This is a genomic window from Arthrobacter sp. 10T44, from assembly GCF_056393885.1.
The window spans coordinates 222,712-236,243 of record NZ_JBFTGT010000003.1; the positions used below are offsets into that span (position 1 = coordinate 222,712).

At 67.8% G+C, this 13,532-nt stretch carries 14 protein-coding genes; 5 read left to right on the forward strand and 9 right to left on the reverse strand.

Annotation, left to right across the window (positions count from 1 at the left end):
- Positions 1 to 171 precede the first annotated feature (171 nt).
- From AC1DBL_RS07595 to AC1DBL_RS07605, 3 genes are all read left to right on the forward strand, one after another.
- Positions 172 to 492 (forward strand): GYD domain-containing protein, encoded by a 321-nt coding sequence (locus tag AC1DBL_RS07595; RefSeq protein ID WP_476893080.1) that lies wholly within the window; start codon positions 172 to 174, stop codon positions 490 to 492.
- A gap of 98 nt (positions 493 to 590) precedes the next feature.
- Positions 591 to 1,955, forward strand: a complete 1,365-nt coding sequence (locus tag AC1DBL_RS07600) for an MFS transporter (RefSeq protein ID WP_476925809.1) — start codon at positions 591 to 593, stop codon at positions 1,953 to 1,955.
- Between the two features lie 206 nt (positions 1,956 to 2,161).
- On the forward strand, positions 2,162 to 4,054 hold the full coding sequence (locus tag AC1DBL_RS07605) for an FAD-binding monooxygenase (RefSeq protein WP_476925810.1): 1,893 nt from the start codon (positions 2,162 to 2,164) through the stop codon (positions 4,052 to 4,054).
- 63 nt (positions 4,055 to 4,117) lie between these two features.
- Here AC1DBL_RS07605 and AC1DBL_RS07610 read toward each other — a convergent pair whose 3' ends face one another.
- The 3 genes from AC1DBL_RS07610 to AC1DBL_RS07620 form a co-directional block, all read right to left on the reverse strand.
- Positions 4,118 to 4,303 (reverse strand): hypothetical protein, encoded by a 186-nt coding sequence (locus tag AC1DBL_RS07610; protein WP_476925811.1) that lies wholly within the window; start codon positions 4,301 to 4,303, stop codon positions 4,118 to 4,120.
- A 71-nt stretch (positions 4,304 to 4,374) separates the two neighbouring features.
- Complete coding sequence (locus AC1DBL_RS07615) at positions 4,375 to 4,854, reverse strand: YoaK family protein (RefSeq protein ID WP_476925812.1); 480 nt, start codon at positions 4,852 to 4,854, stop codon at positions 4,375 to 4,377.
- A gap of 300 nt (positions 4,855 to 5,154) precedes the next feature.
- Complete coding sequence (locus AC1DBL_RS07620; protein ID WP_476925813.1) at positions 5,155 to 5,739, reverse strand: histidine phosphatase family protein; 585 nt, start codon at positions 5,737 to 5,739, stop codon at positions 5,155 to 5,157.
- Between the two features lie 326 nt (positions 5,740 to 6,065).
- Between AC1DBL_RS07620 and AC1DBL_RS07625 the strand changes: the two genes are divergently transcribed.
- Positions 6,066 to 6,485, forward strand: coding sequence for an ester cyclase (locus AC1DBL_RS07625; RefSeq protein WP_476893073.1), 420 nt, complete (start codon positions 6,066 to 6,068; stop codon positions 6,483 to 6,485).
- Positions 6,486 to 6,666: 181 nt separating this feature from the next.
- Here AC1DBL_RS07625 and AC1DBL_RS07630 read toward each other — a convergent pair whose 3' ends face one another.
- The 3 genes from AC1DBL_RS07630 to AC1DBL_RS07640 form a co-directional block, all read right to left on the reverse strand.
- Positions 6,667 to 7,737, reverse strand: a complete 1,071-nt coding sequence (locus AC1DBL_RS07630) for a glycerophosphodiester phosphodiesterase family protein (RefSeq protein ID WP_476925814.1) — start codon at positions 7,735 to 7,737, stop codon at positions 6,667 to 6,669.
- 149 nt (positions 7,738 to 7,886) lie between these two features.
- Positions 7,887 to 8,360 carry a hypothetical protein gene (locus AC1DBL_RS07635; RefSeq protein ID WP_476925815.1) on the reverse strand — a complete coding sequence of 158 codons (474 nt, stop codon included), beginning with the start codon at positions 8,358 to 8,360 and terminating at the stop codon, positions 7,887 to 7,889.
- A gap of 60 nt (positions 8,361 to 8,420) precedes the next feature.
- Positions 8,421 to 9,179 carry a DinB family protein gene (locus AC1DBL_RS07640; RefSeq protein WP_476925816.1) on the reverse strand — a complete coding sequence of 253 codons (759 nt, stop codon included), beginning with the start codon at positions 9,177 to 9,179 and terminating at the stop codon, positions 8,421 to 8,423.
- Between the two features lie 313 nt (positions 9,180 to 9,492).
- Here AC1DBL_RS07640 and AC1DBL_RS07645 point away from each other — a divergent pair, with 313 nt between their 5' ends.
- Entirely contained in the window at positions 9,493 to 9,873 is a 381-nt protein-coding gene (locus AC1DBL_RS07645) for a VOC family protein (RefSeq protein WP_476893191.1), read from the forward strand.
- 183 nt (positions 9,874 to 10,056) lie between these two features.
- On the opposite strand, the gene AC1DBL_RS07650 is transcribed toward AC1DBL_RS07645, so the two are convergent.
- The 3 genes from AC1DBL_RS07650 to AC1DBL_RS07660 all read right to left on the reverse strand — a co-directional run bounded on the left by AC1DBL_RS07650 (position 10,057) and on the right by AC1DBL_RS07660 (position 13,518).
- Positions 10,057 to 10,950 carry a potassium channel family protein gene (locus tag AC1DBL_RS07650; RefSeq protein ID WP_476925817.1) on the reverse strand — a complete coding sequence of 298 codons (894 nt, stop codon included), beginning with the start codon at positions 10,948 to 10,950 and terminating at the stop codon, positions 10,057 to 10,059.
- Positions 10,940 to 11,647, reverse strand: coding sequence for a dTMP kinase (locus tag AC1DBL_RS07655; protein WP_476925818.1), 708 nt, complete (start codon positions 11,645 to 11,647; stop codon positions 10,940 to 10,942). Before AC1DBL_RS07655 ends, AC1DBL_RS07650 begins: the two co-directional genes overlap by 11 nt.
- Before the next feature lie 245 nt (positions 11,648 to 11,892).
- Entirely contained in the window at positions 11,893 to 13,518 is a 1,626-nt protein-coding gene (locus AC1DBL_RS07660) for an alpha-amylase family glycosyl hydrolase (RefSeq protein ID WP_476925819.1), read from the reverse strand.
- Positions 13,519 to 13,532: the final 14 nt, after the last annotated feature.

The following is a 13,532-nucleotide window of genomic DNA, read 5'->3' on the forward strand; positions in this document are numbered from 1 at the left end:
GGGCGGATGCCGCCGTCGGACTTTCCGGAACCCGTTGTCAGTGTGACGGAGCGGGCCTACGCTGTGCCTCGACGGCCCCACTCCGGGACCGGCTCCAGGACCCTCCCTCGCCGGGGCGCCAGGCACGCCCGGGGATGACCGCGTCCTGGACTTCACGGGACAGGAACTGCCATGACCAAGTATCTGTTTGAAGCCAATTACCTGGGCGAAGGAATCAAAGGACTGATGCGCGAGGGCGGCAGCAAACGCCGCGACGCCCTGATGGACGCCCTCAAATCCGTGGGCGGATCGCTCGAGTGCTTTTATTACGCCTTCGGGGACACCGACGTCCTGGGTGTCCTTGAGGCCCCGAGCGACGCCGATGCCGCAGCACTCTCGCTGATGATCAATGCCACCGGCAACGTCAACGTCCGGCTGAAGCCGCTCATGACGGTGGAAGACATCGACGAAGCGGTCAAGAAGACACCCACCTACCGGGCGCCGGGTCAGTAGGGGCGTTACCCGCCAAGCCTGCGTTCTGTGACGGCCCAACTGGTCCGCGACGGCGGGCGGGTTCGGTGCCGGCCGCCGTCGTAGGACAGACTGTTGCCGTGAGCAACTCTCCCCGCACCGGCATCGCCATCGCAGGGCTCAGCCTCGGCACGGCGCTGAACCCGCTGAACTCCTCGATGATCGCCGTCGCGCTGGTGGTCTTGCGCGCGGATTTCGCGCTCGACGTCGCCACGGTCACCTGGGTGGTCACCTCTTTCTACCTCACCTCGGCGGCCGGCCAGCCGCTGATGGGACGGCTCGCGGACCGCTTCGGCCCGCGCCGGCTGTTCCTGCTGGGCATGGCCCTGATGGCCGTGACCTGCGTGTTGGCCCCCTTCGCGCCGAACTTCGCGCTGCTCTGCGTGGCGCGGGCCTTTATGGCGCTCGGCACCGCGACGGCGTATCCCAGCGCCGTCGTGATGGTTGCTGCGCTGGCCCGGCAGGCAAATGTCAAATCCACCCGGCCGCTGGGCCGGATCCAGATGGCGAACACCTCGGCGGCGGCCGTCGGACCGGTGGTGGGCGGACTGCTGGTGAGCCTGGTGGGCTGGCAGGCGCTGTTCCTGATCAACGTGCCCCTGGCGCTGGCCGCGATCCTGGTGGTCCGCAGGTTCGCCCCGGCGGACGTTGAGCGGGAACGCGGCAAGGTGTCGGAGCTGCTCCGCGACTCGGACCTGCCGGGCATCGGCGCGTTCATCGGCGCCCTGGTGCTGGTGATGATGGCGCTGCTCAATGTGCTGCCCGCCTACCGCTGGTGGCTGCTGGGCGGCGGGCTGCTGCTCGCCGTGCTGTTCACCGTGCGGGAGCTGCGCTTCAGCCCGCCCTTCCTGGACCTGCGGCTGCTGGGGACCAACCGGCCGCTGCTGCTGGTGTACCTGGGCTTCGCGTTGTTCAACGGCGTCTACTACTTCGCCTTCTTCGGCCTCCCGCAGCTGCTGCAGACCGCCGGCGGTTACGACCCGGGAATCGTGGGCCTGCTGATGCTGCCGCTCGCCGCGATCTCGGTGGTCGGAACACCCTTTGCGGTCCGCGCCATCGACAGCTTCGGCGTCCGGCGGGTGCTGATCGCCGGCGTCGTGCTGCTGATCGCCGCGTCCGGAACCATGTGGCTGCTGACCGCGTCCCTGGCCGCTCCGCTGGTGCTGGCGATGACGGCGCTGCTGGGGGTCCCGTATTGCGTGGTCAGTATCGCGTCCAGCCAGGGCATGTACCTCTCCACTCGGTTGGAGGAGCGTGGTGTGGCGGCGGGGATCTACCAGACCTGCCGCTACCTCGGCGCCATCACCGCGACAGTGCTGATCGGCATTTTTTACGGTACCGGAGTCAGCCAGGCGAACTGGGGGCTGATGGTGTTTGTCATGCTCGGCCTCGGCGCGGTGGTCTTCGTCGTGTCGCTGCTCTGGCGGGAGCGCCGGCCGGCCTAGGGCGGTCTGGCCGGCACTGCCGACGGAGCCCTTGACGCCCCCGCACCACGGGGGCTATGTGTGAGCGGAGCCACAAAATATTTGCCTGCGCGCCTTCGGGGCGCCTATAGTCAACTCAGCGGTTCGATAATAGAACAGTGAGTTCTATTATCGAACAATCGATCTTGACGGCAGCAGCCAGCCCTACAACGACGTAAGGAAATCCCGTGCACTTCCACCACCACGGTTATGTATCCGGGGACCCGCGGGTCCAGCCCGCCGCCGGCGTCGGCGTCGACCGCCCGGCAGAGCTTCCCGACGTCGTCGACGTGCTGATTGTGGGCACCGGGCCCGCGGGCATGGTCGCCGCCGCGCAGCTCTCCCAGTTCTCCGACATCACGACGCGGATCGTGGAGCGCCGGCCGGGCCGGCTCGCCATCGGCCAGGCCGACGGCATCCAGGCCCGGAGCGTCGAAACGTTCCAGGCCTTCGGCTTCGCCGAGCGGATCATTGCCGAGGCGTACCGGATCACGGAGATGGCGTTCTGGAAGCCGGACCCCGCGGACCCGTCCCGCATTGTCCGCGCCGCCCGCACCCTGGATGACCCGGCCGGGATCAGCGAGTTCCCGCACCTGATCGTCAACCAGGCCCGCGTCCTGGACTACTTCGCCGAAGTCATGGCCAACGCCCCCACCCGGATGAAACCGGACTACGGCTACGAATTCGTGGGGCTGGAAGTCGGCGAGGGGGAGTACCCCGTCACCGTGACGCTCGCGCACACCTCCGGACCGGAGGCCGGCACGGAACGCATCGTCCGGGCCAAGTACGTGGTGGGCGCGGACGGCGCCCGGAGCAAGGTGCGGGATTCGATCGGCTGCACCATGGCGGGGGACAAGGCCAACCACGCCTGGGGCGTGATGGACGTGCTAGCCAACACAGACTTCCCGGACATCCGCACCAAATGCGCCATCACCTCGGGCGCCGGCGGCAGCATCCTGCTGATTCCGCGCGAGGGCGGCCACCTCTTCCGGATGTACGTGGACCTGGGCGTGGTCCCGGAGGGCGACGCCGGCGCGGTGCGCAGCACCAACATCGAGCAGATCATCGCCAAGGCGAACGCCATCATCCACCCCTACACCCTGGACGTGCGCAACGTCGCCTGGCACAGCGTCTACGAGGTGGGCCACCGCCTCACCGACCGGTTCGACGACGTCGTCCCGGAGGAGCGCGGCACCCGCACCCCGCGCGTGTTCATCACCGGCGACGCCTGCCACACCCACAGCGCCAAGGCCGGCCAGGGCATGAATGTCTCCATGCAGGACGGCTTCAACATCGGCTGGAAGCTGGGGCATGTGCTGGAAGGCCGCAGCCCGGAGAGCCTGCTGGCCACCTACTCAGCCGAGCGCCAGGTGGTCGCGAAGAACCTGATCGACTTCGACAAGGAATGGTCGACGCTGATGGCGAAGAAGCCGGAGGAATTCGACAGCCCGTCCCAGCTGGAGGATTTCTACGTCAGCACCGCGGAGTTCCCGGCCGGCTTCATGACCCAGTACACCCCGTCGATGCTGATCGGCGAGGCTACGCACCAGGAGCTGGCCACCGGCTTCCCGATCGGCAAGCGCTTCAAGTCCGCGCCCGTGGTGCGGGTCTGCGACACCAATCCGCTGCACCTGGGCCACCAGGCCACGGCGGACGGCCGGTGGCGGATCTACGTCTTCGCGGACCAGGCTGTGGCGGGGGCGGCGTCGCCCACCACGGACCTGGCCGCCTGGCTGGCCGAGGCGCCGGATTCGCCGCTCGCCGCCACCCCGGAGGGTTTGGACCGCGACGCCTGGTTCGACTTGAAGGTCATCTACCAGCAGGAGCACACGGAGGTGGATATCACCGCCGTGCCGGCAGTCTTCAAGCCTGCCGTGGGGCCGTTCCAGCTCAACTACCTCGAGAAGGTCTACGCCGCGGATCCGCGGGCGGACATCTTTGAGCAGCGCGGCCTGGACCGCGGCGGCGTCGTGGTGGTGGTGCGGCCGGACCAGTACGTGGCCACCGTGCTTCCGCTGACGGCGACGGCGGAGCTCGCCGCGTTCTTCGCGGGGTTGGTGGGGGAGCGTTCGTCGGTCTGAGGCGGGGCTGGGCCGGCCCCGCCCGGCCCGGCCCAACCCGGCCGCCCCAACCCGGCCCCGGGTCTAGCGGTTGGCTGCCATCGACGCCGCTGGCGCTGCGGCGTCGGTGGCCCCGTCGTCGGTCCGGGTCCGGGCAATCCCGCCGGCCACCGCGACGATGAGGGTGAGCAGCGCTGTCAGCAGCACCCCGAGCCCCGGGTGCACGAGTAGCAGGGCCGCGCCCGCGGTGGCGCCGGCCAGGATCAGCACGACGGCGCTGAGGCGTCGGCCCGAGTGGCCGCCCTTCCCGCCGCCCAGCCGAAAATCGGCGGCGAGGCCGGTCAGCGTCGGGTGACCACTACGGTGGTGACGTCCTTGACGGCCAGGTGCCGGGCGGTGGCTGCTTGGATTCCCATCGCGACGGCGAGCGCGCCGGTGATCGCCAGGGTGACCGGGTCGCCGGCATGCGGGGCATGGAAGAACAGGACCACGGCCACTGCGGCCATGGTGAGACCAACGGCGGTCAGCAGACCCGTGGTCCTGCGGCTCCAGCCCGCGGCTTCAGGGCGCAGGGCCCGGCCGGCCACCACGGCGCCGAGCATAAAGCAGGCCAAGGCAATCAAGGGGCCTACCACCGGCAGGTTGTCCGCACCGATCAGCGCCATGCCCAGGATCACTACGTTGCCGGTCATGTTGCCGGTGAAGACCCGGTCCAGGCCGAGGTAGCCCACGGCGTCGATAACCCCGGTGGAGAAGGTCAGCACCAGCATCAGGATCAGGTGCAGCCGGGCCTGTTCGGCGGACTTCAATCGTTTAAGCATGGATCATCTTTCGTTGCTGGGGCCGGGGGGTCGTAGTTGGTGCGCTGAGCCCGCAGGCAAGACGGAGGAGGTCGGCGTCGCGGTGTACCGGACCCACAATACTCACGCCGCAGGGCGACGCGGCGGGCAGCACCAGGAGCCCGCAGCCCACCAGGGCGCGGAGCTGCTGCCGGGCGGCGCGCAGCGTATCCCGGGCGGATTCGGCCTGGTCACAGGACCAGTTATGGGTCGGGGATGTTGCGGCGTGCGGGGAGGTTACGGGGGTGATTTCGACTGGCGTAGGTCCGCCGACGGCGGCGGTCAGGCGAGGGCGTCTGCGGCCAGGCGCTCGCCGTTGAAGTATTCAAGCTGCCAGCCGTCGACGGTGTGGTGGTGGGCCAGGTTGAGTACGGCGTTGTCGACCCGCGGCAGCGGGCGGCCGGCTATGCGGCTCAAGCTGACCCTGAGCAGCGACCCGTGCGCCACCACCAGGACACGGCCGCCGCGGAACTCCTCCGCGAGGGCTTCCAGCGCGCCCAGTCCGCGGTCGGCGGCGTCGTCCTCGGTTTCGGCGCCGCGGAAACCGCCGGGGATGCGCAGGGCGTCCAGCTCCGGGCCGTCCTGCAGCCCCTCAGCCGGGCCGAAGGAGCGCTCGGTGAGCTCGGGAACGTGGCGGCCCACGCTGAGGCCGAGCCCGGCGGCGATCAGGTCTGCGGTCTCGGCCGCACGGCCCAGCGGCGAGGACACGATCGCGTCCCACTCGTCGCCGGACAAGGCTGCGGCAGCCTCCCGCGCCTGGCCGCGGCCGACGTCGTTCAGCGGAATGTCAGTGGAGCCCTGAAGCCGGCGCTCGGCATTCCAGTCGGTCTGGCCGTGACGGATGAGCGCAAAAGTTGTGAGGGGCATGGTTCCATTGTGCCGGTGGTGGGGGCCGGACCCGGAATCGCCCCTTCACAACGACGGCTGGTGGGCGGCCTATTCCCTTGCCGTAGCTGGGTGTCGGACCCAGCCAAAAAGCTGTGGCCGGAGCATCTTGACACCTTCAAAGCCCGGGCATACCTTCAGCCTTAACGAGGCGATTCGCCCCTTCTCCACTACTTAGGCACAGGTTTTTCCGGTGCCGCATGCCCGGGCGCTCCCGGAACGGAGCCTCGGCTGCGTCGGCTGATCGGCCGCGCCGGGCCACATGCCTGGGGGATCCAATTCGGTCTCTCGCCTACAAGGAGCAGGAAATGTCGGAGGGTATTGGATTGATAGAGCGGTTTTACAAGGACGTCGTGGAGAGCGGAAATCTTGCCCTCATTGATGAGCTGGCGACGGACAGTTATGTCGATCACGAGGAAGGCCTTCCCGGGCAGCCGTCCGGCAAGGACGGCGTGAAATTCTTCGTGAACACCATGCGGTCCGCCTTCCCGGACATCAAGGTCAAGGCGATTGAGCCCTCAATGACCGCCGGCAACATGGAAGCATGCCACGTGATCCTGACCGGGACCCACCGCGGTGAGATGGCCGGCATCCCGGCCACGGGCAAGAGTGTCGAGTTCGACTGCACAGACATCATCCGGGTCGAGGACGGCAAGGTGGCCGAGCACTGGGGCACCACCGACAACCTGGCCCTCATGCAGCAGATCGGCGCGGTGGCCGTTGGCTGAGCGGCACCCACGCACGACGGCACCACCCACGACGGCGGCCGGACCGACCGCCGTCGGGACCAGAACGGTCGGGACCAGAACCGGTTGGAACAGAACCGTCGGGACCAGAACCGTCGAAACAGAAAAGGCTGCCCACGTTTTTCCTCGGGAATCGTGGGCAGCCTCTCGTGTCGGCGGTGGCTCACGCCCTGGGCCCGTACGCCTTCGGGAGTTTCAGGCCGCGCTCGTCCATCACGGTGCGCAGGCGCGTGGGGTAGTCGGTGATGAGGCCGTCCACGCCGAGGTCCATCAGCCGGTTCATGTCCGCGGTGGTGTTGACGGTCCAGGGAATCACCGGCAGGCCGAGGTTGTGGGCGTCGGCGATCATTCCCGGGGTGACGGAGCGGAAGGTGGGGGAGATGGCGTCGTAGCCCTGGGCAGCCGCGGCCTTGGCGAGGGACCCGCCGTAGTTGTCGATGTCGATCCCGCCGAGGTTGGAGCTGGCGCCGGGCCGGCCGACCTCGAGCCACGCGTCGCCGCTAGAGAGGGCGACGAGCGGCAGCTCCGGGGCAAGCTGTTTGGTCAGGTTCAGCGAGGACCAGTCGAACGACTGCACAGTGGAGCGGTCCGCCATGCCGGAGGCCTGGATCTCGGCGACCACGGCCTTGGTCAGGGCCACCATGCCCGCGCCGCCGGCCTTGCCGTCCTCGACCTTGGTCTCGATGTTGAAGCGGACCCTGCTGGCCCGGTTTTCGCGCGCCAGCTGGAAGACGTCCGTGAGCTCGGCGATCCGGTTCCCCTCGATCACGTCCTGCTCGGGAAAGCCTTTCAGCTGGGTGAAACCGCAGTCCAGCGTCTTGATCTGCGCGAGCGACAGGTCCGCCACCCGGTCCCCGACATACGGGAAGGCGGGATCGCCCGGCGCGGCCGGCGCGGTGTCCTGGCACTTGTCGGCCTGGATGGTGTCGTCGTGCCAGACGATGATCTTGCCGTCGGTGGTCAGGTGGGTGTCCAGTTCCAGGGTACGTACGCCCAGCTTCAGTGCGTTGGCGAAGGCGGCCAGGGATTCCTCGGTCCACTCGCCGCGGCCTCCGCGGTGCGCCTGGAGGTCGAAGGAGCCGTTGCGCTCGTTGGTCCTGACTTCAGAGGTGGCGGTTCCCGCAGCGTTCGACGACGGCGCGGAGCCGGCGTCGTCGTTGGGAGCGGCGACGGCGGGGCTGGCCAGCGACGCAATAAGCGCGGCGGCGGCCGCGGCAGTCAGGACTGTGCGCATGGTGATGGTTCCTTCCGGGGTACGGATACCGGCGTTGAGCCGAAGACCCGTCCACGCTAGGGAACGCAGGTGGACCGCCGTGTTCCGGGAGCTGGATTCCGGGTGAACTGTGCGCGCCGGCCGCCGAAGGCCCGGCTCGCTTCTCCCGGCTAGATGCCGGAGGCTCCCGTGTCGGTTCCGCTCAGGGTCTCGATGTAATCCAGCGTTTTGGGGCTGACGTGCCGCACCGCTGCGAGGGCCTCACGGAGAACGGTTCTCCTGGCCGGGTCACCCAGGGCGTCCCGGAGTTCCATGACCGTGTCGATGCCCTGGCGCTCGAACACGCCCGTGATTTCCTCCATCTGGGCGAGACGGCCCGGAGAAGGCCAATCGATAACGTCCGAGAGCGTCCCGGTGTCGAGGCGCTGGCGGAAGCCGCTGGTCGTGGCGGCGTCCGGCCAGGCCGCAACGAGGGCGTCGACCCTTGGTTTGACGGTCTCGTGGTAGTTCTGCCGCCGCTGCAACGTGGCATCGACAATGATGGCCCCGATGTGGTCCCAGCCGCGGCCGACGTCGGTCGCGGCGTCTGTGCCGGGTGAGTCGGCTGGCGCCGGAAGGTTGGCGGCATCATTGTCCATAGTCATAAGTGAATACTTCCACGTGCCGGTGGTGAGTGCGCGTTCGCGTCAGCCGGGACAGGGGTTTTAGGTAGCGAGCCCTGCCTCGATTGCGTCCAGGTCCCGGACCGCGTAGCGGTGGTGCTCCCATTCCTCGTTGAGTATGGTGTGCAGGCAGGAGCGGACGGTCACTGGTTGGTCGGGGGCCCACGGATTGCGGCGGGCCGCGGCCAGGTCTGCCGACGTGACTGTGGCGAGGTAGTCGCGCACCACGGTTGCTTTCTCCGCCCGGACCTCAAGCACCTCGTTGTAGGACGGTGTGACACTTGAGAAGACGGCCGGATCGTAGCCGTCGGTCTCGTACTCGGCGTTGGGTTGGCCGATGGGGTGGTACGGCTGTTCCAGCTCGAGGATTCCCCGGCCCAACCACGTGTCCGTGGCCATGACCAGGTGGCGCAGCGTCTGGGCGAAGGTCCACTCGCCGTCGACAGAGATATCGACCGTGCCGGACGGCATCGCCGCAACCCGCTCCAGCGTCGCCTGCCAGGTCCGCTCCAGCACGGCCCAGGCTTGTCGGAGCCCGTCCGGGTCCTTGGCGCGCCTCCCGGCCCGGCCGGGGAAGCGGCGGTTGAGTTCCGCCTCGACGAAGGGGACGACGTCGACGCCGTTGATGTGCAGGGTGTTCCCGGCCTCGAGCAGCCACGGTGCGTCGATGTCCGCCCCGGCCGCGTCGACCGCGCGCATCACGGCGCCGGAGAGGTCGGACCGGACGAACCGGGCGCCGCGCAGGTTCACGTCGGTGAAGTGTGCGCCTTGGAGGTCATCGGACTGGGTGAAAGCTACCATGCCAGCACTCTGCCACGGCTGCGTTAGTCGCGCAGCCCTTCAACGGGGTTAAGTGGCGACAACCGGCACTCCGGGGATGCTTTGGGTTTACCGGTAGCCCATTTTCCGCAGGACGGGATCGGTCCATAATGGCCACATAAGCTTCGGGGACCCCTCGCGCCGGCGATGATGTAGCGCGGCGTGGAAGAGTCCCAGGTGGCTGCCCCGGCTCGGCGCGAGGGGCGGTCACGGGCTCCGGACCATGATTCCGGGGACCGAAACCGGGGGGAGCGACGCCATCATTGCGGTCATCGACGCACTGAAGGGATTCATCATGTTCAAGGATTCAAACATCATGGCTGTCCTCCCCGCGAAGGATATCAACCGGGCGAAGGAGTTCTACCGGGACAAGCTGGGCATCGAACCCTCCGAATCCATGGAGGAGGGCAGCGTGATGTACAGCTGCGGCCAGGGAACCCGCTTCCTCGTGTACCAAACGGACAATGCGGGGACGGCCAAGAACACCCAGATGGGCTGGGAAACCGACAACCTGGAGGCCGAAATGGAAGAGCTGCGGGGCCGCGGCGTCGTCTTCGAAGAGTATGACTTCCCCGGCCTGAAAACGGAGAACGGCGTGGCCACGGCATCCTGGGGGAAAGCGGCCTGGTTCCTGGACAGCGAGGGCAACATCCTCAACATCGCCCAGCGCTCGTAGGCAGGAGTTTGACACCGCTCAACGACTGAAAACATCGCCACCCCCGGCAACGGAGCCGGAGGGAACCGGATCCCGCCTTCAAGGCGGGAGCCGGTTTCGAGCCTGACGTCGGCCCTGGACAGGGCGCCGAACGCGTCCAGAACAGCAGCGTTCGCAGCAGCGGCCCGGCAACCCGCCCGCACGCTAGTTACTGTCGGGTTTCCTGCCCCGCAGGTGGCGGTGGTGTAGCTCGTAGCTGTCGAACACGTCAGAAGAGGTGGTTCCTGAATGGCCGAACTTGCCGCGAAGGACGTCGGCGAGTCCATCCAGCGCGGCGTGGAGCATCCGTCCGGCGAACTGGAGTTCAGGGTTGTCGCTGCGTTGGGCCTGGGATGCCAGTTCCTGGGCGTAGGCGACTGTGGCCGGCAAGGAGCCGCGCTGCTCGACTTCACGGAAATAGTAGGTTTCGTGGAACGCAAGGAGATCGATGCTCACGAGGGCTACGTTTCCGGCCATTGACTCCAACAACGCGGCGGCATGCGTGGGTTCCACGGACAGTACACCTGCAGGACCTGCAGCCTCCCTGAACAAGTTCAGCTCGTGGGCAAGGGCCCTGCGGCGGTTAAGGGCTGGGTACATCTGCAGGATCCAGGTGACTGTTGCTGTCAGCAAACCGAAACCTGTGACGGCCTGAAGTGCCACCACCAGCCTGAGCAGCGGATGCGCTGCCACGATGTCGCCGAACCCCACGGTGGAAAGAGTGACCAGGGAGATGTAGAGGGCTTCGGCGAAGTCGGCCCGCAGGGGAACCCCGGCTCCGTAAACAAAACCGTCCGTCAGATGCGGCAAGTACAGCAGGGCCCAGCCGATGGCCGCGAGGCCCGCCCAGGCGCCAATGACAGCCGCCATGGCCAACGGCGCTGCGATGAAGGAGCCCCGGCCCCGCAGTTTTCGGGATACTAGCCAGAACCCGCGCATGATCGCCCGCCCCACGGGACCGGAGCCGTGGGGATAAAGGAGCGTCCGAAAGACGTCGACGAGCATCAGCAGAACCAGCCCGGCCCCTAAGACTGTCCAGAGCGTGTCCTCAAAGTCCATGCCTCATCTTATGGGCCCATCGCGACGGCGTGACGGGCCGGTCGGGTGGACCGGGGGCCAAGGAGCGGGTGAGCTCCTGCCAAACCGTCTCCGCGATCTGCCCGGAAGACTGCCCGGCGTCGATGATGACAAAGGATGGGAAATCGTCGAGCTCCCTATAGCCCTTGTCGAAGGCCGCCAGGCTCTCCAGGTCCTCGGTGTCGGTGCCCCGATTGGCGATTCTGCTCAAGGCAAGGTCAGCCGGCACGGCGAAATAGAACACAGCGTCCGGGGCGGGAAGCAACCGCAGCAGCCAAGGCAGGAAACGTCCCGGGCCCAGGCCCCTCACCCGCTTCAATGCCAGCTGGCAGTACAGGTACCGGTCCATGATCACGACGCCGGAAAAACATCTGGCCCGTAGATGGGAAAGCAGGACGTTGGCGCAGCGGATGGACGTTTCGGCAGCGTCTAGCAATCCGGCCGGGACGCTCAGGCCGAGACGGCTGGACCATGCTGTCATTTTGCTCCGCCCGCAGGGATTCTTCGCGACGGTCGCGCGCCGTCCGGAGCCCGCCAGCCGTTGGGCAAGCAATCGCGCCGCCGTGGATTTGCCTGCGCCGTCGATGCCAACAAGCACAACCACTACGGCAGGGCGGGTCCCGGACAGCCGCCGCGACGGGGATGCTTCGGTGGAGGTGGTGGCCAGGGGAACGTTCATGGGGACCTGCTTCCAGTCAGTTATTGAACCAACTGGAGGTCTCTCCCGGCCGAAATGATCGGCCCTGCCCGCCGGAGTGTACTGGGACACCCGTATTGACGACGGGCCGGATCTGGGGATACTCCCCTCCGTATGTAACTAGTGAAGCACGGTACACCTGCTGAGGGAAAGAGAGCGTACCGACCCGGCCCGGCGTCGGGGGAGGGCCGGGGCAGTACGACGGTTGCGTCAGCCCCCTGGCGCCCTCAGCCAGTCAGTATCCAGGCAGCGTTGTTCGGTTGCAGCCAGCCGTCCTGCTCCAGCGACGCCGCGCTGAGCATCACCGTGCCGGCCGGGAGCTCCACCGGTTCGGTGCCCATCGCGACGGCGACCAGGAAGTCTCTGTTGCGTTCGCAGACCAGGAGGTTGCCGTCCTCGACACGCCAGGAGCCGCCGTCGTTTGCGGTGAATACCGCGTCCCGCCACAGCTTCCGGCGCAGCGCTAACGCCGCTTTGGTCAGGTTCAGGACGGATTCGGCGTCCTGCTCCTGCCGTTCGACGGCGTGCCTGCCCCAGCCGGCGGGGGTGGGCAGCCAGGGCTCGGAGGGTGGTCCTTCAGCGGTGCCGAGTGCGAAGCCGTGGTGCAGCGCTGGATCCTCGGTCCACGGCAGCGGGATCCGGGCGCCGTCGCGGCAGACGCCGCCGCGGGCCCACATCGGATCCACCCGGGCCTCCAGCGGAACGTCGACCTCGGGCAGCCCGAGCTCCTGGCCCTGGTACAGGTACGCCGGCCCGGGCAGCCCCAGCAGCGCCACCAGCGCGGCCCGGGCCCGCATTGCGCCGACCTCGCCGCCGCCGAAGCGGGTGATGGAACGGACGATGTCGTGGTTTTCCAGCGCCCAGGTGGGGGTCGCGCCGTGTTCCCGGCGGGCAGCCTCGAGTTCGTTCCCGACGGCGGCCCACGCTTCCGGGTCCCAGCCGAGCTCCACGAACGCGAAGGCGAAGGCCTGCTGCATCTCATCGGCCCGGGTGTACCGCGCGGCGCGGGCCGGTTCCAGGTTGACCTCGCCCACCAGCAGACGGTGCGGCTCATACTTCTCGGCCAGCGCGCGCCAGCGGCGGTAGACCTCGTGGACTTCCTCCTGGTCCGAGACCTGCGGGTTGGACCGCAGCCCGTCCACCACGCCGCCCTCCGACGGCGAATCCGGCAACCCCTCGGCCTTGAACAGCGCGTGTGCGACGTCGATGCGGAGGCCGTCCACGCCCTTGTTGAACCAGAAACGCAGCACGCCGTCGAAGTAGTCGCCGACGGCGGGATTGCGCCAGTTCCAGTCCGGCTGGCCGGCGGAGAACAGGTGCAGGTACCAGTCCGGGTCCGTCGCCGAGCCCGGGTTGGCCCGGCTCCAGGCCCGGCCGCCGAAAACGCTCTGCCAGTTGTTCGGGGGCACGTCACCCCCGGGACCCTGAACGAAGTGGAACATCTCCCGCTCCGGCGAGCCCGGTCCGGCCGCCAACGCCGCCTGGAACAGCGGGTGCTCGGAGGAGCAGTGGTTGGGGACGACGTCGAGCAGGATCCGCAGCCCCAATGAGTGCGCCTGGTCCAACAAAGACTCGAACTCCGCAAGAGTTCCGAACAGCGGGTCCACGCCGCAGTAGTCGCTCACGTCGTAGCCCTGGTCCACCTGCGGGGACGGCTGGAACGGGGTCATCCAGATCCCGTCCACCCCCAGGGAAGCGATGTACGGCAGCCGTGCGGTGAGGCCCGCGAGGTCGCCCACGCCGTCGCCGTCACCGTCGGCGAAGGAGCGCGGATAGACCTGATAGATGACGGCGGACTGCCACCAGGGCCCGGGCATCAGTGAGGTTTCTTCGACGAGAGGTTGCTCAATCATGGGCGGGGGTATGA

What these genes read in the sequence shown, in the direction of transcription:
- AC1DBL_RS07620 (WP_476925813.1), bottom strand. Translation starts at nt 5,739, where the DNA reads ATGCCCCTCACAACTTTTGCGCTCATCCGTCACGGCCAGACCGACTGG.
- AC1DBL_RS07640 (WP_476925816.1), bottom strand. Translation starts at nt 9,179, where the DNA reads ATGGTAGCTTTCACCCAGTCCGATGACCTCCAAGGCGCACACTTCACC.
- AC1DBL_RS07635 (WP_476925815.1), bottom strand. Translation starts at nt 8,360, where the DNA reads ATGACTATGGACAATGATGCCGCCAACCTTCCGGCGCCAGCCGACTCA.
- AC1DBL_RS07625 (WP_476893073.1), top strand. Translation starts at nt 6,066, where the DNA reads ATGTCGGAGGGTATTGGATTGATAGAGCGGTTTTACAAGGACGTCGTG.
- AC1DBL_RS07645 (WP_476893191.1), top strand. Translation starts at nt 9,493, where the DNA reads ATGTTCAAGGATTCAAACATCATGGCTGTCCTCCCCGCGAAGGATATC.
- AC1DBL_RS07655 (WP_476925818.1), bottom strand. Translation starts at nt 11,647, where the DNA reads ATGAACGTTCCCCTGGCCACCACCTCCACCGAAGCATCCCCGTCGCGG.
- AC1DBL_RS07615 (WP_476925812.1), bottom strand. Translation starts at nt 4,854, where the DNA reads ATGCTTAAACGATTGAAGTCCGCCGAACAGGCCCGGCTGCACCTGATC.
- AC1DBL_RS07650 (WP_476925817.1), bottom strand. Translation starts at nt 10,950, where the DNA reads ATGGACTTTGAGGACACGCTCTGGACAGTCTTAGGGGCCGGGCTGGTT.
- AC1DBL_RS07630 (WP_476925814.1), bottom strand. Translation starts at nt 7,737, where the DNA reads ATGCGCACAGTCCTGACTGCCGCGGCCGCCGCCGCGCTTATTGCGTCG.
- AC1DBL_RS07595 (WP_476893080.1), top strand. Translation starts at nt 172, where the DNA reads ATGACCAAGTATCTGTTTGAAGCCAATTACCTGGGCGAAGGAATCAAA.
- AC1DBL_RS07660 (WP_476925819.1), bottom strand. Translation starts at nt 13,518, where the DNA reads ATGATTGAGCAACCTCTCGTCGAAGAAACCTCACTGATGCCCGGGCCC.